We start from the raw sequence: 19,435 nt of genomic DNA on the forward strand, positions 1-19,435 counted from the left end.
TAATAATTCGTTAAATATTTGAATTTCAGAAACTTAAATATACGAATTATTACTTTTCATTGCAAATTTTATTTCATTTCTTATCCCGAACTCAGGTTATGTTAAATCATAACCTATAATATTGCTGTTAAACAATCCTTTGGTAAATTTGTGCCTCGAAATTAAAGAATATGAATTTAAAAGGTAAAAACGCCATCATCACAGGTGGTGGAAGAGGTCTTGGAAGAGCTGTTGCTCAGGCATTAGCGAATGAAGGCGTTAATATAGGGATCACAGGAAGAAACGAAAATTATCTCAAAATAGCAGTTAACGAACTGAGACAAACCGGGGTGAAAGTAGCTTACGCCGTTTTCAGCGTCGATAACGAATTAGAAGTAAAAGCAGGAATCGAATCTCTGGCAAACGAATTAGGCGGAATCGATATTTTGGTCAACAATGCAGGAATCGGTGACTTTGGAAGCATCGAGGAAATGGCTTCTGACGTTTGGGAACAAGTTATCAAAACCAATCTTTTCGGTGTTTATTACACAACCAAAGCGGTTTATCCCTATTTGAAAGAAAAAGGACAAGGTGACATTGTGAATGTCGCTTCCACAGCAGGATTGAAAGGCGGACCAAATATGTCGGCTTACGCAGCTTCCAAAGCGGCGGTTGTTTCTCTTTCGCAGTCGATGATGGCAGAATGGAGAAAGCAGAATATCCGCGTGATTACCTTGACTCCGAGCACGATTGCTTCCGATATGAGCATCAATGGCGGTTTGACAGACGGTAATCCGGATAAAGTTCTTCAGCCGGAAGATTTTGCAGAATGGGTGAGAGACATCCTGAAGATGAACAGACGCGCATTGATTGCGAACGGTTCTATTTTCTCGACTAATCCTTAGTTAGAATAAAGCAATTCTACATATCAACCCTTTCAGAGTTTCAAACTTTGAAAGGGTTTTGTTTTATATTAAGTTCTATTTAAGTATCTGTTATAAGGCTTCGACTCCGCTCAGCTTAACAACTTTCTCGATAGATATAAAGATGTCACCCTGAGCGGATTCGAAGGGTTTTTAGCTTAGGAATGGTTTCGTTATTTAATCTTTGCGTTTAAATACACTTATCCCTATCTTTATCGGAATCAAATAAAAGATATGAAGAGAAACTCAATTTTAGCAATGTCTGCTGTTTTCTTTGCAACGCAGATCACTTTAGTCAACGCTCAAAACAAATCCGAAGAAAAACTCAATCCAATCGTTCAAAGTTTTGTTAATGAAGCCAATGATAATTCCCAGTTGGAAAATATGGCTTTCGAACTTTTGGACGGCATCGGACCGCGTCTTGTTGGAACACCTGAGATGTTAGCTGCTAACAATTACACAGTAGATAAACTGAAATCTTGGGGAATCGATGCTAATCTTCAGCAATTCGGAACGTGGAAAGGTTGGCAGCGTGGAACTACACACGTAGATTTGGTTTATCCAAGAACCAAAACCTTGTCTGCAACACAATTGGCGTGGAGTCCAGCAACTAAAAAAGCAGTAGAAGCAGAAGCTCTAATCCTTCCAAAAGTATCTTCCAAAGCGGAGTTTGATAAATGGTTGCCTTCTGCAAAAGGAAAAATAGTTTTGATGGCACAATATCAGAAAATTGGTCGTTCTGATGAACAGATTAAAGAATTTGCAACACCAGAATTATATGAAAAACTAAAAGCTGAAAAAGTGCAGTCTAAAAAAGATTTCGCAAATTATATCAAAACAATCGGTTATGATAATACAACTTTGCCAGAAGCTCTGGAAAAAGCAGGAGCTGCTGGAATTGCCATTTCCAACTGGACAGGAATTCATAGTACCAACCGTGTTTTTGGAGCTAAGACCAAATCAATTCCAATGTTCGATATCGATTTAGAAGATTACGGAATGTTGTATAGAATGGCAGAAAAAGGTACAAAACCGAGAATTAAAGTAGATGCACAATCCAAAGTTCTACCAGAAGCTAAGTCTTTCAACACCATCGGAATGATAAAAGGCTCAGAAAAACCGAATGAATATGTGATTCTTTCTGCTCATCTCGATTCTTGGGATGGCGCGCAAGGTGCGACTGACAACGGAACGGGAACTTTGACAATGCTGGAAACAATGAGAATCCTTAAAAAATATTATCCAAATCCAAAACGTACCATTGTTGTTGGACTTTGGGGAAGTGAGGAACAAGGTCTGAATGGCTCAAGAGGTTTTGTTGCTGATAATCCGGAAATCATCAAAGGTGTGCAGGCGGTTTTCAATCAAGATAATGGAACGGGTAGAGTAGTAGATATCAGTGGACAGGGTTTCAAAGATTCTTATGCTTACATCGGAAGATGGCTGGATGCAGCACCTAAAAAAGTGAAAGACCAAATCAAAAGTACTTTTCCGGGAATGCCGGGAGGTGGCGGTTCCGACCACGCATCGTTTGTGGCAGCAGGAGTTCCAGGATTTTCTTTGAGTTCGCTTAACTGGGGTTACTTCGGTTACACTTGGCACACGACCAAAGATACTTATGACAAAATCGTTTTTGATGAGTTGAAAAATAATGTGATTCTGACCGCCACTTTAGCTTATATGGCTTCGGAAGACCCAGAGTTTGTAAGCAGAGAAAAGCGTGTGATGCCGAATGATGACAAAGGAACTGCTGTAAAATGGCCAGAAGCAAGAGAGCCGAAAAGAAGCAGTAAAGATTATTAATCTAAAAGAAAATTGATATTGGAGTTTAGAAATTAGATTTCAATCAAAAATAAATAAGAAAGCGACAAAATTTTTTGTCGCTTTTTTTGATTTTGAAATTTAGATAGGTAGTAATGGTCGGAAGTGTACATACACTTTTTTCTCTCGGATATAATAACAGACAAGCAAAAACAAAATCGCCATAGAAAACCAAATCATCAAAGAATAATAATCCATAATAGACCTTAGCAGAATCTGATTGTCCAGTTGTGCTTTGAATACTTTTTGTGTTACTAGTGGAACTGTTTTCTCCTCCAAACCATTATTTTCGAGATAAGCTTTAATTTGATTGATTTTATCCAGATAGTATTGATTGTTGTAATTGATATAATCCAAAAATCTGTTATAATGCAGATTGTAGTGGTAAACTGTAAAAAATTTAGTCAAAAAAGTGCTGGTTGTGTAGCCTAAGAATCTTATAACCAGCCCAAAAGCAGCGGCAGAAGGCGCAAGATAATAAGGAACAATACTGATGATAAACAAAATCGTAGGAACCATTATCAGTCCAACGCCCAATCCGTGTGCAAATAGCGGAATACTGTAGTAGCTTTCATTTCCTGCGTTATCCAGCATCTGTGTCATACAAATGTGATAAATCATCAATGAAACAAAACCGCACATCCAGAGCCAGATGACGTTCGATTGTTTGATTTGATGCCAAGCCGCCAAAGCCACACCAGCAATTATTCCGATGAGATTAAAGACAAACATATACGAGATATGCCTTGGGTCCATATGAAGCACATTTTTGTAAAAACTCCCGACATAGGTAAAAGAGAATCGCTCGATGTACATAAAGAACAAGAGCATTGCGCCCCACAGATATTGTTTTTGTTTAAAGATAGAAAGATCAATATAAGGTCTTTTTAAAGTTAACTGACGAACAGCAAATAACAATGTCGCCAAACCAACCATTACCGAAACCTGAATAATTTTAACACTTTCAAACCAATAATATTGTTGTCCATAGACACTCAGATAGCCCAATCCAATTAATATTACAGCCAGCAAAATAAAACTGCTCATATCCAACTGAATCAACGTGTGTCGATGAAATACTTTGGCAGAAGAGATGCAAACCAAAACAATGATTACGCTCACAGCAAACATCACCATCGATAGTTTATAGACAATGTCAAAATTATACTGGTCGATGAGGTCTGCGGTAATCAGGTTGTTAAAAGATGTCGTACAAAGCAACATCCCGAAGAACAAACTATAAGTAACTTCTTTTGCTCTGTAAGATTTCATAAATCTGATAGCCATCGACATATAGAGATTCACGGCACTCGCAAAAAGCATCCCTTGAACAAATCGGACAATGAAAACCACCAGCAGAATCTGAGAGGAAAACAGCAGATAACAACACAACAATTGGAACAACTGAAACTGGATAAAGTATTGCTTGGAAGTGAAGTAATTGTAGAATCTCCTTTCCAAACAATAGAATGATGCAAAGCCTGCATAGTAAAGCGAAATCGTAAACTGGATGTCATTGGGTTCTATACCGTAATAACCCGCAGCAACGTCTTCGTTCGCCATTGGTAAGAAAAACATAATCATGTTGGGTAGCAGCAATGTGAAAAGTATCATTTTTGCCAGCCAGTTCGGAACCCATTCTTTGAATAAAGTCATCTTTTATGTTGGATTAATGATGAGGGATGGTGACAGTCACATTCATCCCGGAAAGTATTTTGGAACGCCATTCTTTGCTGAGGTTAATGATTTCTATCTTAACAGGAATACGCTGGACTATTTTCACAAAGTTCCCAGTAGCGTTATCCGGAGGAAGTAAAGAAAAACTAGAACCAGTTGCCGGAGAGAAAGCCAATATCTTTCCTTCGAATTTCTCATCAGGATAAGCATCTACCGTGATAGAAACCTTGTCACCAATTCCAAAATGTGAAATCTGAGTTTCTTTAAAATTGGCCATAATCCATTTAGGGTTTTCATCGTTCACAATGTAGCAAAGGTGTTCTTCGTCGTCAATCATTTGTCCTTTTTCTATTTTACGCTTACCTAATCGCCCGTTATATGGCGCAGTAATTACGGTATAACTCACGTCCAGATTTTTACGTTGTTTTACTTCATTCAATCGTGATTTTTCTGCGCCAATGATGGCTTTTTCCTGATTAAGGTCTTCCGCTTTTTCTTTTGCAACTCTGTAATGTTGTTCTGCTTGTGATAAGTCACTTTTATAGATATTAAGGCTGGCTTCTATCTGTTCCAGTTTTTGTGCTGTGGCAGATTTTTCTTTGTACAGTTGCTTGTATCTTTCATATTCCAGATTTTCTTTCCACACTTTTACTTTGGCCGCTTCTATGGCTTGGTAAGCTTCTTGAGCTTCTGCTTCCAAGGTTTGTTTTTGTTGGTTCAAGACTTGGGTATTGGCATTTTGTTTTTGGAGTTCTGCACCTACTTGGTTGGCATCCAGCTTATATTCTCGGCTATCGATGATGAATAATGTGTCGCCTGCTTTTACGTTGTCATAATCAGTAAACCGTACTTCTCTTACATAACCACTCACTCTTGCAATCACAGGATTGATATATTCCACCACCTGAGCATCATTTGTGGTTTCATTATGTAAGAAATAATAGATAGAGATGGAGGCTTTTATCATAACAAAAAGCACAAAAATCCACGCGATAGCAGAGGTGAATTTGACTAGGGTTTTACGATGAGATACTTTCATTTTATAGGGTTCCGGTTTCGTATTTTAGAGAGTAGTAGCTTTTCAGGATGTTCATTTTGGATTGTTCAAGTTCAAATTGGGCTTGCACTTGTAAGAGGTTGGCATCCAAAAGGTCTGTGATAAGCGCGGTCTGGTTGAAATAAGCGTTTTTCAAAATCCTCGCATTTTCATTAGCATATTGCAGATTTTGTTCAAAGACTTTTTCGTGTTTTAGGGCTTCGTCGTATTCGTAATAAGCTTTGTAGATTCGGGTTCGGATGTTATCATTGGTGAATTGATGATGCAGTTGGGCAGAACTCAATTCTATTTTAGCTTCTTGCACTTGATGCTTGTTGTGGTAGATACTGCTGATGTCATAAGACGCTTGCAGACCTACGAGCCCCAAACTGTACCAATTGGGGTTGTAGTTATAGAGGAACACTTGCGGATTGGCAAATTGGAAAGAACCTATCAGACCTATTTTAGGATAGTAATTGCCTTTGTCTAGTTTTAATTTGGTTTCTGCCACTTGGGTGTGTTGTTCAGATAATTCTGCATCGTAGCCTTTTTCCAGAGCTATTTCGATGTAGTCATCTACTGATAAAGCTGTTGTTTCTTCTTCAATAGGCGCTATTTCTGGTTCAATGATGGTTTTGTCATCTTCACCGGTTAAGACATTGATCTGTTGTTGCAAAACGATGATGCTATTCTCAATCTCGGTGAGGGTCATTTTTCTTTTACTAAGTTCCAGCTCGGTGCGCAGAACATCACTTTCCAGGATAATTCCGGCTTTGTAGATGTTTTTTATTTCGGAAAGCTGATGTTCTTTTTCTGCAATATCGTTTTGCATTGTGGTTTTCCATTGGTATTGCAAATGCAGGTCTATAAAAAGATTGGTGGCTTTCAGCTTGGTAAGGCTGATGAGTTTTTCTTTATCGGTTACCGAAATATCAGAAAGAATCTTCGCCAGTTTGATTTCATTTTTTAGTTTGAAACCATCAAAGAGATTCATATACAGATTGGTCTCTGTGTTGTAAAGCGTGTGGATGATGTCGTGCTGGGCAGGTTTGTGAAGAATCCCGTTGACATAGACAGGCATATTGGTGGCGTGTCTTATAGAGGCAGAAAAGCTTAATGTTGGAAGTTGGTTAGATTTAGCTTGTTTAATTTTGGTTTCAGCCAATTGTAGTTTCAGTTGTTCCAAAGCAATTTCTTTGCTATGGGTTTCAACTTTGCTAAAGAGCTGAGGAAGCGTTAGTTGTTGTTCTTGGGCTTTAAGAGAAAGCTGGTATAGACAGGCTGATAGTGCTAGAATAAGCCTGTATTTTTTACAAAACATTTTGCGTTTAATTTTAAAGTGCAAAACTAAAGGCTTTTATGTGATGTAATTTTATACAAAATAGACTAATTTTTGTTGATTCCTGCCATTTTTATTTACCTTTGAGTATGAAATTATTGGATATCCTTCAAGAGATAGATGACTCACCCAAAGATGTTTATCTGGTGCACGAGCGGTTTGAGAGGCATTATGATATGCATACCCACAAGCGTGACCAGTTGAGTTTTGTAGAAGGCGGTGTGGCGTATGTCACGATAGAGAATGAGTATCTAGTGGTTCCGGCAATGCACTTTTTATGGATTCCTGCAGGGGTGCCTCATAAGCTGGATGTGTCGCATCACGCCACTCAGTTGCATTCTTTTTATTTCAAAAGTTCAGAGAAGGCCTTTTACAAAGATTTGGGAATCTATCCCGCCAATCGACTCATTACAGAACTGATTAATTTTTCCCAACGCTGGTCTCATCAGTTTGTGGACTATAATGAGCCTTACGCTGCTGCACTTTTTTCTTTGTATGATGTTCTTCCTTTGATGACAGAGCAGCAAATCAAGCTACAGCTTCCTACTTCCGAACATCCCAAGATAGAGCAGGTCTTGCAGTATATCCATCAGAACTTCCATACGCCATTGACCTTGAGTGAGATGACCGATCAGTTTCATATGAGTGAGCGGAGTTTTTGCAGATTATTCAAAAAAGAACTTCATATTTCTTTTATTCAGTATCTCAAGACATATCGGATTATCCAGTCGATTAGTTTTTTACAGAAGCGGAAAGATTACTCTATCGAGCAGATTGCCAATGCAACGGGTTACGAATCTCTCGCGGCTTTCAGCAATGCTTTTTACGAATATACAGGGATGCGACCGTCACAGATGCGGAAGATGATTACTTAATCAAAATTATTTAATTAATGATTAAAACCAGATAGACCTTAGTTTCAAAGCTTTCCTTTCCGCTTCAAAACCTTACCTCGCGGTTCATTACCTTCATACAGTGCAATCTCAGAATGCAGAAACTGAGCAGCTAAGGCAGAGTCTTGTACTTTTACAGAACTTCTTTCTATCATTTCAGATTCGAATGCGGTTAACACACTTTCTCTGATGCCTTTTTCTCGCCAGTTGGATGGTGGTCTGCAGGCTTTGAAAATGGTACGAGCCAGAGATAAGGCATCCAGTAGAGCCTGATTGGCACCTTGTCCTTTGAAAGGGCTCATTGGGTGGGCAGCATCACCAATTAAGGTTGCTTTTCCCGAGTTTTCCAACCATTCTGACCTCAGCAATGCACGGTCATAAACGGGATAGCCCGAGATTTGAGTTTCAAGGGTGGCGGATAATATCTCTGGAATGGGAGAATGCCATTGTGTACGTTGGATAGCTTCTTCTTTGAGCGCTTTTTTACCTTTGGTGCTCAGGGTTTTGGCATCTTCTTCTGTCATTGGGAAACTCAGTTGCCACATTATGGAATCTGAATCATAAGGCATCATATAGATACGCTCATTCCCATTAGCCGTCTGAAATACCGTTGCCGAATCCAACAAATGGCTATTCATATTTTCAAGCGCGCTCAAAGGGCAAATCCCTAATATTACAATACAACCCAAGTAACGCAATGGTGATCGTTTTTCGCTAATCAGTAAGCTACGGACTGCACTTCGGATACCATCTGCGCCTACGATGAGGTCCGCTTTATCCGTTTTTACTTTGCCATTGACTTGGAAATTAAGGTCAATTCCACCGTCTTTGTTGTCTTTAAAATCTAGGAGCTGATGTCCCCATTGTATGGTAGTATCACTACCAAGTTGTTGGATTAATGCTTGTCGCAGAGACTGTCGGGCGATATGGATATTAGTTTTTTTTGGAGAAGTTTTAGTGCTGCCTTGCATCCATTTTCTCATTCCCCATTCAGCGACTACTTTTCCATCTGGGTTATGGACAAGGTGTCTTGTAGAAACCACGCCTTTGTCCAAATCAAAAATCCCAAATCCCTCCATTGCTTTACTCGCTTGTTGCAGAGTCAACCCATAGCCTTGGGAACGCTCATCAAAAGCCTTATCCCGTTCATACAGCGTAAAAGGAATCCCACGGTGCAGACAAGCCACAGCTAATGCTGTACCGCCAATCCCACCTCCAATAATGGCGACGTGAGGATAATTCTCTTTATCAGGTTTTGGAAAGTCTAGTGAAGATACCAGTCCAGAACCAGCGCAAGTAGGGCAGATGTACAAAGAGGCTTCTGGACGGATAGGTGGTGTGCCTTCTCCATTGGCTTTTTCAAACTGCTCCAGTTCCAGCAAATAACGAAGCCGTAGACTCTTCTTGATTCTGCGCTTTTGTTTGCCGAGTCCCATACAATCGGGACAACTGGTGAAGCTGGTCATTTTGGAAAACAAATTTTTGGATTAATGTAAAACTAAAATAGAATCTTCAAAAATAGTGAAAACCACATAGGCACATAGAAAATCATAGTATTTAAGCTAAAACAATTGAAAATAGAAAGTTATACGAGATTATTTTCTCTTAATATTTTACAACCACAAAAGTCACAAAAGGTTTATAAGGTATAAAGTACAGTAAATCTAATTCCCTTAAAATTAAAATAAGACAATATGATAACTCTTTTTTGAACATTGATAAATAACTTGAGCTTGGGTTAAGAAAATGATGCAACATCAATAGGAATGGGCTTTAGCCCATTCTAATATGAAAAAGAATGTAAGGCTTTAGCCAAAATTGAAATGATATTTTGGCTAAACCCTTTTTTTAATTACAATTCTATACATCGGGCTAAAGCCCGACGCTATTGATAATAATTTTATAATGATTCTCAATAAGCTTAATGTAAATTGTTAATCCGAACCAAGTTAAATATATAAATTACTGCATTTAAAAGCTTTTGTGACTTTTGTGGTAGAATAGATTTTTTTTATTAAATACTCATCATAAAAAGAATTAATACAACATCAGAAAACCATCTTCAAAAATAGTAAAAACCACATAGGCACATAGAAAAAACAAAATGTTTAACTCTCAAAAGAGAAAATAGAACTAAGCAGGCTCCTATTTCATCTTAAATCTATACAAAACTATGTGTCTATGTGGTTAAAAGAGTTTCAATTTAAATCTGGAGAGGTACTATAAAACAAGGGAAAATAGAAATCCATTAGGGACTATTTTCTCTAAATGTTTATAAAAAACCTATGTGCCTATGTGGTTAAAAAAATGAGACTGCTTTTGTATTTAATAACTATGTCATAGAATCAGAAAACCATCGTCAGCTGAATTCTCTTTCTGGCTTCATCCACTTCCGTTACTTTGATTTGCACGTGTTGGTGGAGTTTCACAACCTCATTCACATCCGAGACAAAACCATCTTTCAGTTGAGAGATGTGTACCAGTCCACTTTCTTTGATTCCTAAATCTACGAAACATCCAAAAGCCGTAATGTTATTCACAATGCCAGGAAGTACCATCCCGATTTTGACGTCTTTGATGGATTTGACATTCGGGTCAAATTCAAACACCTTGGCGGCTTTTCTTGGGTCTAGTCCTGGCTTTTCTAATTCCTTCAAAATATCCTTGATACCGAGAATTCCAATATCATTGGTGACGTATTTTTCTGGATTCACCAAGGCGATTTTCTCTTTATTGGAAATCAAATCCTCTGTTTTCAATTCCAAATCTTTTGCCATTTTTTCTACCAGCTTATACGCTTCAGGATGTACAGCAGAGTTATCCAAAGGATTTTTAGCGTTCTTGATTCTCACAAAAGCAGCCGCCTGTTGATAAGCTTTTTCGCCCAGTCTTGGTACTTTTTTCAAATCCTTTCTTTCAGAGAAAGCGCCATTTTCTGAGCGGTAAGCCACAATGTTCTCAGCCATCTTTTCTCCAATTCCGGAAACATAGCTTAGGAGCGATTTACTGGCTGTATTCAGATTAATCCCTACGGAGTTTACGGAACGGATGACTGTGTTGTCCAATTCTTCTTTCAGTTTGGTCTGGTCCACATCGTGCTGGTATTGTCCAACACCAATGGATTTAGCATCTATCTTTACAAGCTCTGCCAAAGGGTCTGCTAATCTTCGTCCGATAGAGACAGCACCACGAACAGTCACGTCATAACTTGGGAACTCATCTCTGGCAATCTTACTGGCTGAATACACCGAAGCACCGGCTTCTGAAACCACAAAAACCTGAATTGGTTTGTCAAAGGCGATTTTCTTGATAAAGAACTCCGTTTCTCGGCTGGCAGTTCCGTTTCCGATGGAGATGGCTTCGATATTATAAGCATTCACCATCGAGCGGATTTTCTTCATCGCCATTCCACTTTCGTTTTGGGGTGCGTGGGGGTAGATATTCTCGTTGTGCAGGAGGTCGCCTTTTTCATCCAGACAAACTACCTTGCAACCTGTTCTGTAACCAGGGTCAATGGCCAAGATTCTTTTCTCTCCCAGAGGAGAGGCCAGAAGCAGCTGTTGCAGATTATCAGAGAAAACCTCAATAGCTTTCTGGTCTGCCTTTTCTTTAGCTTCTTGCAGGGCTTCGTTGGAAAGTGCAGGTTCTAATAGTCGTTTGTAAGAATCTGTAATGGCGAGTTCTATCTGTTTGGCAGAGGCGTTATTACTTTTAATAATAGCTTTGTCGATGAGGTCTAATGCTTCATCTTTATCTACATCCACAGATGCTTTTACAAAACCTTCGTTTTCTGCGCGGAGCATGGCTAATAATCTATGGCTTGGGATTCTGTTGAGCACTTCCTGCCATTCAAAATACTGACTGAATTTCTGAGCTGCTTCCTCATCTTTTTTAGCTTTCACCACTTTGGAAGAGATGATGGCTTTTCTCTGGAAAAGTCTTCTCAGGTTTTTTCGGACATAGAGATTTTCATTCACCCATTCGGCAATAATGTCTCTTGCACCTTGCAAAGCTTCGTCTTCGTTGGCAACATCGTTATTCACATATTTGGAAGCCAAGAAATCTATATCGTCATTTCTCTGGCTCATGATGATTTTTGCCAGCGGTTCCAGTCCTTTTTCTCTGGCAGAGTCAGCTTTGGTTTTCTTACGTTTTTTATAAGGCAGGTAGAAGTCTTCTAGCTCCTGCAGGTCAAAGCTTTGTTCTATTTTTTGCTTCAGTTCGGGTGTCAAAGCATGTTGTTCCTCGATAGATCTCAGGATGCTGTCTTTCCTTTTGATGATCTCTAGGAAAAGTTTGTTGAGTTTAGCAATATTTTCAATCGCTACCTCATCCAGATTGCCAGTTTTATCTTTTCTGTATCGTGCAATGAAGGGGATGGTACAGTCTTCTGAGAGAAGTTGCAGAGTTGCGTCAATACTTTTGGTAGGAAGATTAAGTTGCTGTTGTATGTAGGCAGAAGTTGTCATTTCGGTAGTTTGAACAGCGAAAATAGTGTTTTTGAACCGAAAGTACAGACTGCAATTACTTTCCTTTAGGTCTTTTTTCTCGCAGCAGAAATATGAAAAGTCCTATAAACAAAATAATAGGTCCCAGTAGTTCTAATCCGAATGAACCAAGAATCAATAGTGTCATCATAACAGAAATATTTTGGTTAAAATTATCACTTATGAAGAAGTTATCTTATAGTAGAAATACTGATTTTTAAGTTTTTGAATCGCGTTGGGACATTTACCAATAGGTCGCACCTTCGGCGCTCTTTGTGATTTTGAGAATCATGGGAATAGCAGGACTAGATCTTCCAAAAGATGTGCTTGGAAATAAACCAATATTAAAAAAATATTCAGGATTACGGAAAGCCGTAAAAAAGTCTGGATAATTTATCTTATTTTCGGGATATATTAATCTAACCATACTGGTGAGCTTATTTTAACTAAAAACATAAACCCCATGAAAAACCCCAAAAAAAATCTGTCCTCTTACGTAGAACTATTTTTTGAAATGCTTGCAGAAGTAATTATACTGCTTAGACAACTAGCGGATCAAAAAGTAGAAGCCGAAAAATCCTATGACAGTGCCGATGTCAAGATTCTTTTGAAAATAAGCGACAGCACCTTCTACCGATGGTGCAAACAAGGGAAACTGCATAGCAAAAAAGTAGGAGGCAAGATCTATGTCTCCAAAGCTTCGGTAGATAATCTGTTGAAGTAGAGCTGTAGCATCTGTCTTTTTTGAAATTATTTGTTCTCACAGATTTTGCTGACTGAGCAGGTAGATTTGTGTTAATACTTTTCTAAATATCGTATTCTCAGAAATTAAAAATCGGGCTAATCCACAAAATCTGCGAGAACCATTATTCTTTTCATCTTTTACGTTTTTAAACAATCAGTTATCTGAGATCCAAGATTCAGCCAGTTTCTTCTGATTTTCTTCGGGTATGCTTTAGGCTTTATTCGGAAAAAACATCTTTTTTCCGAACAAGACCCGAACCAATGTGCTACTTGACCCGAAGGATTGTAGAAACAATCAGTCAATTGCAGTCAACAATAGTCAAAGGCAGTCAATACCGGTCAGGGGTGTACAAGGGATGCTTTTCTGTTATATCTTCGTCCTACCAAATCAATAAAAACAATAGAGATGGGAAAATTTGAAAAAGGAATCCTAGGTGGATTCTCCGGGATTGTAGGCCCGGTAGTAGGCGCCACATGGCGTGGTATGGATATCTTGCGTAGCCGCCCAAAACGTACACATCGTGTACCAACTGCTGATCAACTGTTGCAACAGCAGAAGTTCAAATTAGCAGTACAGTTTTTGCAACCTGTCAGAACCATCCAATCCAAGTATTTTGGTACTGGGAGTGGGGTGAAGTCCAGGGCAAATCTTGCCGTCTCTTACACCATTGCCGAGGCAATACAAGTGGTAGCAGAGGTGCCAGAGCTGATTTTCAACAAGGTGCTGATTACCAGAGGGGAGCTTGCAGGCTTTCAAAATGCAACACTGGCAACGCAAGTGGGTGCCGTACTGGAAATGAGCTGGCAAGACAACAGTACGCAAGGCAACGCAAAATCCAATGATGCAGTCTCTCTCGTCTGCTACTGTAAGGAGCTGAAAGCGTTTGAGATCTTTGAAGGCATCGTTCTACGCTCAGATCTGGAAGCTATCGTAACCCTCCCCAACTATTGCATTGGCAAAACAATGGAGGTCTACGCCTTCCTGAACAACGAGAAAGAAACCATGGCAAGCACCAGTTTCTATCTTGGAGAACACACGGTCATCTAGACTGTGGTAAACGAGCCACCCGAGAGGGTGGTTTTTTTGTGCAATATAGTTGGATACTTAAAATCTGGGCATAAAAAAAGGCGAGTTGCCCCACCTTGAATGTTTTCACAACGGAATAATCCTTATTGTGAATTGCTTTCAGTTACAAATCTAAAACTATTTTTTGTTATACAACTAAGAAAAAGCATTTTGTGGAGATTTTTTTTCTTGTTAATTTTAAAGGATTTCAAAAAACAAAATAATTATGAGCAAAAATATACTTGGATTGGACTTGGGAACGAACTCTATTGGATGGGCGTTGATAGAGATAGATCATGAAAATAAAATTGTTAAAATATTAGGTATTGGTTCTCGTATTTTAACCATGGATGCAGCTGAGATTGCAAAGTTTGAAAGTGGAGCCAAAACAGAAAGTGGAGCAGCAAAAAGAACAACTCAACGTTCTCCTCGAAAACTTAATGAAAGATTTTTATTAAGAAGAGATAGACTGCATTGTGTTTTAAATCTTTTAAATTCTCTTCCAGAACATTATAAACTTTCGATAGAGTTTGAGAATGAGAAAGGTAAACGTAGCGGTAAATTCAAAAAAGGAAGTGAAGAAAAACTAGCTTATTACAAAAATGATAACGGAAAGTATCAGTTTCTATTTATGGACGCTTACTTTCAAATGGAAAATGATTTTAGAAAACTTTATCCAGAACTGTTTTATAAGAGAAAAAATAGTAATGAAACTAGAATTCCGTTTGATTGGACCTTGTATTTTTTGCGGCATAAAGCAGTTACAGATAAAGATTTTGAACTTACAAAAGAACAGTTAGCATGGATTACATTAAGCTTTAACCAAAAAAGAGGTTATGAAAAAGTTATAGGTCAGGATGAAAAAGTTCAGAAAGATGGAGAGTTATCTGATTCGTTTATTGGTAAAGTGAAAGAAGTTAGTAAGATTGATAATGAAGATGCCTATCAAATAACTTTGGTTGACAATAACAATGAAGATATCGAGCTTTTTAAATATAAAGAAGAATCAAAAATTTTAATTACAGAAATAGGAGATTTAAAGGAGGTGGAAATTGTTTCGAAATATGATGATGAGGGTACAATTGATTCGAAAAAGACAGAATATATAATAAATGAAGTTAGAGAGTTTTTTATAAACGATGTTCGGAATACTGGCAGAAAAATGAAAGAAAATTTCATTTTTGAAGTGGAGCTAGAAACAGGTTGGATAAAAGAACAGCAGAGTAAATTTACTCCAAAATGGAAAGATACGACGCGAGATTTTATCATTAGAACAAAGTATGATGAAAACGGAATTAGAATACCGAAAGGTGCAGATAAAGGTAGAAACATTAATATCCCAAAAGAAGAAGACTGGACTTTAATGAAATTAAAAACTGAAACTTCTTTGACTTCATTCAATACAAAAAATAATACAAAAGGAGTTGCTTCTTTTGTTTATTATAACCTTTTACAAAACCCCAAGCAAAAAATTAAGGCTGATTTAATTACGGTTATTGAAAGAGATTATTATCGTGAAGAACTAGATAAAATCTATAAAAATCAAGAAAAGTTTCATCCTGAACTAAGAAATAGAAATTTGTACGAGCAAGCTGTTCAACTTTTGTATCCTAATAACATAAGTCACCAGAAAACAATTAAAGAGTTAGATTTTAATCACTTGATTAAAGAAGATATTTTGCTATATCAAAGAGATTTAAAGTCAAAAAAATCTTTGATTGCCAATTGTGTTTACGAGAAAGAGAACTACGAACGTACAGATGAAAAAAGTGGAAATAAATACAAAAATCCGCTAAAAGTAATTCATAAAGCAAATCCTATTTATCAAGAGTTTAGGCTGTGGCAATTTATCAAAAGATTAAAAATAATAAAGAAAAGCGAAACGATTAATGAAGAGATTAAAATTAATCTTGATGTTACGTCTCAATTATTAACAAATAAGGTAAAGGAAGAATTGTATGCATTTTTAAATGATAAAGAAAGTGTAACAGAGAAAGATATTCTTAGTTTTTTAAACAAAAAATATAAAGATTTAAACATTTCTTCAGAGAACTATAAATGGAATTTTGCCTCTGAAAAAGAACCTTGCAATCCAACGAGATATAATTTCATTTTAAGGACTAAAAGAATCAAAGGATTCAATTATAAAACATTTTTGACTCCTGAAAATGAATATAGTCTTTGGCATTTCTTTTATTCGGTAAAGAAAAAAGAAGAATTTAATAAAGGATTGAGTAATATTCTTTCTCGCTTATTAGATAAATCAGGTCTTTCTAAAGAGTTTCATGCAGAGTTGACTAAAAATTTTAGCTCTTTTGCAGGATATACTAATGATTATGGAACGTATTCTGAAAAAGCAATCAAGAAAATGTTACCGTTTCTAAGGCTTGGACAATATTGGAATGAAAAGGATGTTGAGAATATTTTATCAAAAGCAAATCAAGAGGTAAAACAAAAAGTTCTAGATAAAGAAGAAATCCATGGCGAGTTAAAAGATTTCCAAGGCCTTTGGGTCTCGAGTGCTTGTTATCTAGTTTATGGACGATATTCAGAAGTTGGAGAAATTCAATTTTGGCAATCGCCTTATGATATTGAAAATTATTTAAAGAACGAGTTTAAGCAGCATTCATTAAATAATCCAACTGTTGAAAAAATATTGGTAGAAACGCTTCATGTTGTAAAAGATATCTGGAAATATTACGGAGAAGAAATAGGTACAGATGAAGATGGACGAGTTATTTATGCTAAATTATTCGACAGAATTCACATTGAGCTAGGTCGGGAAATGAAGAAAAATAATAAGCAAAAAGAAAAAGACGACAAACAAAATAAAGAAAATAGAAAAGCTAATGAGCGGATTGTTGAGCTCTTAAAAGAATTAAAAAAAACAAATCCTACGCTTCAAGAAAAATCTCCATTTCAACAAGAAAAACTAAGAATATTAGAAGAAAGTCTTCTGTCATCAATAGAATATGATAAAGACACAACTGAATATCAACTTGCTAATGGAAAAATAACCAAAAAAGATATAAAAGAAGTAACCACAAAAGAACTATCAAAAATTAGAAGGTCTGATTTTGAACGATATAAACTATGGCTCGATCAAAGATATCAATCTCCATATACAGGAAAATTCATTAAATTATCTGACTTGTTTGATAGAAAAAAATATGAAATTGAACATATCTTTCCACAAGAACGTGTTACGCTAAATGCACTCTACAATAAAATAATTTGTGAAACAGAAATCAATAAAGAGAAGAAAGCTTCTACTGGATACGGTTTTATACTCAATGCAAAATCCAAAAAGGTTTTTTGCAGTGCGCACGATTCAGATACTGAGATTATCGATATAAAAGATTATGAAGATTTAGTGAATAACAATTTCTCTGGAAGAAAAAGAGAAATACTTCTAAGTAAAGAAATACCAGAGGAATTTACCAACAGCCAACTCAACAATAGTCAATATATCTCTAAAATGGCAATGAAGCTTTTAAGCAATATAGTCCGTGAAAAAGATGAAAAGACCTTTCGTTCAAAAAATGTTTTGGCAACAAATGGTACAATTACCTCCACATTAAAAAGACATTGGCAACTGAATGATGCCTGGAATGAAATTATTTCTCCAAGATTTAAAAGACTAAATGAATTAACAAATACCAATTTATTTGGAGATTATCGGGAAATAAATGGGCATAAAGTTTTTATCAATAGTGTTCCTGAAGAAACGAGTAAGAATTTTGATCTTAAAAGAATAGACCATCGTCATCATGCTTTGGACGCATTAATAATTGCCTTAACAACAGAGAATCACGTTCAATATCTCAACAACATTTCTTCACAAGAAAAAAATGATGAAGAAAAGTTGAAAACTAGAAAGGGAATAAAGTTTCAATTAACAAACTCAAGAAAAGGATTTAATGATGAAAAGGAATGGTACTTTTTGCCACCCGCACAAATAAAAACAAAGGAAGGTATTGATAAGTTTGAGTATCAATATAAAGATACGAAAAGCAGAATTTTTAAGGATATTGCTAAAATGGCATTAGAAAAAACTGTTGCAAGTTTTAAACAGAAAAACCGTGTTATTCGTCAACGTTGGAATAAGTATTTAAAATCTGAAGACGGAAAACTAAATACCATAAAACAAGAAGGTTTAAAGGAAATTGTAAATTATAACATTAGAAAACGCCTTCATGAAGATACTTTTTATGGAAAAGTTAAATTATCCCATAAAACAATATCAGTTTCCATGGAAAAAGCATTGGTTGAATCTTTTGCATTTGTTGATACTGAAATAAACAAAGAGATTGATAATTTAAGTAACATTGAAAATAGATCTCAACAGGAAATTATAAAATTGCTTGGAGACAAATATCCTAAAGTTATGGTCTATGAGAAATATGTTGCAACGAGATTTGGAAATAATTTAGAGTCTTTTGCTTCAATACCATCAGATAAAATTATTAAAACTATTGAAAGTATTACTGATACCGGTATTCAAAAAATTCTGAAAAAACACTTACACAAATACGATACTGTAAGTATGAAAATTGTAGAAGTAACTGAATATGTTAACTACATCGTAGATGATGTGCAACGAACTGTTATAAAGGATTTGTTGAAGAATAATACAACAATAGAATACATTACGATTGAAAAAAAGGACATTAAAGAAACAGAAGTATTTATAAGTAGTTTAGGTGAAGGATATGATAGAAAAGGAGTCAAGCAGAATCCGCAATTAGCTTTTTCATATGATGGAGTGAAAGAGTTAAATAAAAATATTATTGAGCTAAATGATGGGAAATTTCATCATCCAATTTATAAAGTAAGAACAAGTGATGCAATGGGAACAAAGTTCCCTGTATCAGAAGAAGGACAAAAAAGCACTAAATTTGTTGTAACGGCAGCAGGAAGTAATTCGTTCTGTGGTTTTTATAAAAGCGGTACTGAAAGAAAATTCTATATTCCAACTTTGCGAGAGTCTGTTGAGAGTTTGAAGCAAGGGTTGGAGCCATGTCCCATTGTACATCCTGAAGATTCTAAGTTTGAATTAATGTTTGTACTACATCCAAGTGATTTAGTATATGTTCCTACGGAAGAGGAGATTGAGAACTCAAATCTAGTTGATTTTAAAAATTTAGACAAACAACAGTTTGAACGGATTTACAAATTCACCGACGGAAGCGGTAATACAATGAATTTTGTACCAACAAATCTTGCAAGTCCGATAATTGATGTTAAAGCAGAGGAGCATAAAAAGATAATAGATAATTTATTGTTTTGGGAAGAAGTAAATGAAACGAAAAAAGGAATTGTAAAAAAAACAAAGCCGCTATTTAATGAAGTTGGATTAGGTTCGGAAAATAAAACAAAAAGCCAAAATACTTTCGATAGGGAGCAGATTAAATCAATTTGTTGGAAGTTGAAAGTAGATAGATTAGGGAATATTTCGAAAGCATAAAAT

The 19,435-nt window shown here is 36.5% G+C and carries 12 protein-coding genes; 6 read left to right on the forward strand and 6 right to left on the reverse strand.

The genetic code is table 11. The features are described from left to right. The first annotated feature begins 170 nt into the window (after positions 1–170). Together DRF58_RS11630 and DRF58_RS11635 are read left to right on the forward strand one after the other, a co-directional pair. On the forward strand, positions 171–884 hold the full coding sequence (locus DRF58_RS11630) for a 3-ketoacyl-ACP reductase (protein WP_116035621.1): 714 nt from the start codon (positions 171–173) through the stop codon (positions 882–884). Positions 885–1,136: 252 nt separating this feature from the next. Then, complete coding sequence (locus DRF58_RS11635; RefSeq protein WP_116035623.1) at positions 1,137–2,705, forward strand: M20/M25/M40 family metallo-hydrolase; 1,569 nt, start codon at positions 1,137–1,139, stop codon at positions 2,703–2,705. Positions 2,706–2,804: 99 nt separating this feature from the next. On the opposite strand, the gene DRF58_RS11640 is transcribed toward DRF58_RS11635, so the two are convergent. Genes DRF58_RS11640 through DRF58_RS11650 form a run of 3 tightly spaced genes read right to left on the reverse strand, consistent with a single transcriptional unit; the run spans position 2,805 to position 6,757 of the window. Beyond that, positions 2,805–4,379 carry an MFS transporter gene (locus DRF58_RS11640; protein WP_123902402.1) on the reverse strand — a complete coding sequence of 525 codons (1,575 nt, stop codon included), beginning with the start codon at positions 4,377–4,379 and terminating at the stop codon, positions 2,805–2,807. Positions 4,380–4,392: 13 nt separating this feature from the next. Then, complete coding sequence (locus DRF58_RS11645) at positions 4,393–5,439, reverse strand: HlyD family secretion protein (RefSeq protein ID WP_116035627.1); 1,047 nt, start codon at positions 5,437–5,439, stop codon at positions 4,393–4,395. Position 5,440: 1 nt separating this feature from the next. Beyond that, complete coding sequence (locus tag DRF58_RS11650) at positions 5,441–6,757, reverse strand: TolC family protein (RefSeq protein ID WP_116035628.1); 1,317 nt, start codon at positions 6,755–6,757, stop codon at positions 5,441–5,443. Between the two features lie 107 nt (positions 6,758–6,864). On the opposite strand from DRF58_RS11650, the gene DRF58_RS11655 reads away from it, so the two are divergent. Continuing rightward, the gene (locus DRF58_RS11655; RefSeq protein WP_116035630.1) at positions 6,865–7,650 is read left to right on the forward strand and encodes an AraC family transcriptional regulator; all 786 of its coding nucleotides are present in this window, start codon (positions 6,865–6,867) and stop codon (positions 7,648–7,650) included. A 44-nt stretch (positions 7,651–7,694) separates the two neighbouring features. Here DRF58_RS11655 and DRF58_RS11660 read toward each other — a convergent pair whose 3' ends face one another. The 3 genes from DRF58_RS11660 to DRF58_RS18300 all read right to left on the reverse strand — a co-directional run bounded on the left by DRF58_RS11660 (position 7,695) and on the right by DRF58_RS18300 (position 12,582). Then, positions 7,695–9,134, reverse strand: coding sequence for an FAD-dependent oxidoreductase (locus DRF58_RS11660; RefSeq protein ID WP_116035631.1), 1,440 nt, complete (start codon positions 9,132–9,134; stop codon positions 7,695–7,697). An 879-nt stretch (positions 9,135–10,013) separates the two neighbouring features. Beyond that, positions 10,014–12,137, reverse strand: coding sequence for a Tex family protein (locus DRF58_RS11665; protein WP_116035633.1), 2,124 nt, complete (start codon positions 12,135–12,137; stop codon positions 10,014–10,016). Positions 12,138–12,399: 262 nt separating this feature from the next. Further along, positions 12,400–12,582 carry a hypothetical protein gene (locus DRF58_RS18300; RefSeq protein WP_123902403.1) on the reverse strand — a complete coding sequence of 61 codons (183 nt, stop codon included), beginning with the start codon at positions 12,580–12,582 and terminating at the stop codon, positions 12,400–12,402. A gap of 36 nt (positions 12,583–12,618) precedes the next feature. On the opposite strand from DRF58_RS18300, the gene DRF58_RS11670 reads away from it, so the two are divergent. The 3 genes from DRF58_RS11670 to cas9 all read left to right on the forward strand — a co-directional run bounded on the left by DRF58_RS11670 (position 12,619) and on the right by cas9 (position 19,432). Further along, positions 12,619–12,879 carry a helix-turn-helix domain-containing protein gene (locus DRF58_RS11670; protein ID WP_116035634.1) on the forward strand — a complete coding sequence of 87 codons (261 nt, stop codon included), beginning with the start codon at positions 12,619–12,621 and terminating at the stop codon, positions 12,877–12,879. Between the two features lie 426 nt (positions 12,880–13,305). Next, positions 13,306–13,947, forward strand: coding sequence for a DUF6266 family protein (locus DRF58_RS11675; protein ID WP_116035636.1), 642 nt, complete (start codon positions 13,306–13,308; stop codon positions 13,945–13,947). Positions 13,948–14,191: 244 nt separating this feature from the next. Beyond that, on the forward strand, positions 14,192–19,432 hold the full coding sequence (gene cas9, locus DRF58_RS11680; RefSeq protein ID WP_116035638.1) for a type II CRISPR RNA-guided endonuclease Cas9: 5,241 nt from the start codon (positions 14,192–14,194) through the stop codon (positions 19,430–19,432). Positions 19,433–19,435: the final 3 nt, after the last annotated feature.

This window comes from Epilithonimonas hispanica, assembly GCF_003385395.1.
In the GTDB taxonomy this organism is placed as follows: domain Bacteria; phylum Bacteroidota; class Bacteroidia; order Flavobacteriales; family Weeksellaceae; genus Epilithonimonas; species Epilithonimonas hispanica.

Coding starts and splice junctions, on each gene's coding strand:
- DRF58_RS11645 (WP_116035627.1), bottom strand. CDS start 5,439: ATGAAAGTATCTCATCGTAAAACCCTAGTCAAATTCACCTCTGCTATC.
- DRF58_RS11635 (WP_116035623.1), top strand. CDS start 1,137: ATGAAGAGAAACTCAATTTTAGCAATGTCTGCTGTTTTCTTTGCAACG.
- DRF58_RS11650 (WP_116035628.1), bottom strand. CDS start 6,757: ATGTTTTGTAAAAAATACAGGCTTATTCTAGCACTATCAGCCTGTCTA.
- DRF58_RS11660 (WP_116035631.1), bottom strand. CDS start 9,134: ATGACCAGCTTCACCAGTTGTCCCGATTGTATGGGACTCGGCAAACAA.
- DRF58_RS11640 (WP_123902402.1), bottom strand. CDS start 4,379: ATGACTTTATTCAAAGAATGGGTTCCGAACTGGCTGGCAAAAATGATA.
- DRF58_RS11630 (WP_116035621.1), top strand. CDS start 171: ATGAATTTAAAAGGTAAAAACGCCATCATCACAGGTGGTGGAAGAGGT.
- DRF58_RS11675 (WP_116035636.1), top strand. CDS start 13,306: ATGGGAAAATTTGAAAAAGGAATCCTAGGTGGATTCTCCGGGATTGTA.
- DRF58_RS11655 (WP_116035630.1), top strand. CDS start 6,865: ATGAAATTATTGGATATCCTTCAAGAGATAGATGACTCACCCAAAGAT.
- DRF58_RS11670 (WP_116035634.1), top strand. CDS start 12,619: ATGAAAAACCCCAAAAAAAATCTGTCCTCTTACGTAGAACTATTTTTT.
- DRF58_RS11665 (WP_116035633.1), bottom strand. CDS start 12,137: ATGACAACTTCTGCCTACATACAACAGCAACTTAATCTTCCTACCAAA.
- DRF58_RS18300 (WP_123902403.1), bottom strand. CDS start 12,582: ATGGTTAGATTAATATATCCCGAAAATAAGATAAATTATCCAGACTTT.
- cas9 (WP_116035638.1), top strand. CDS start 14,192: ATGAGCAAAAATATACTTGGATTGGACTTGGGAACGAACTCTATTGGA.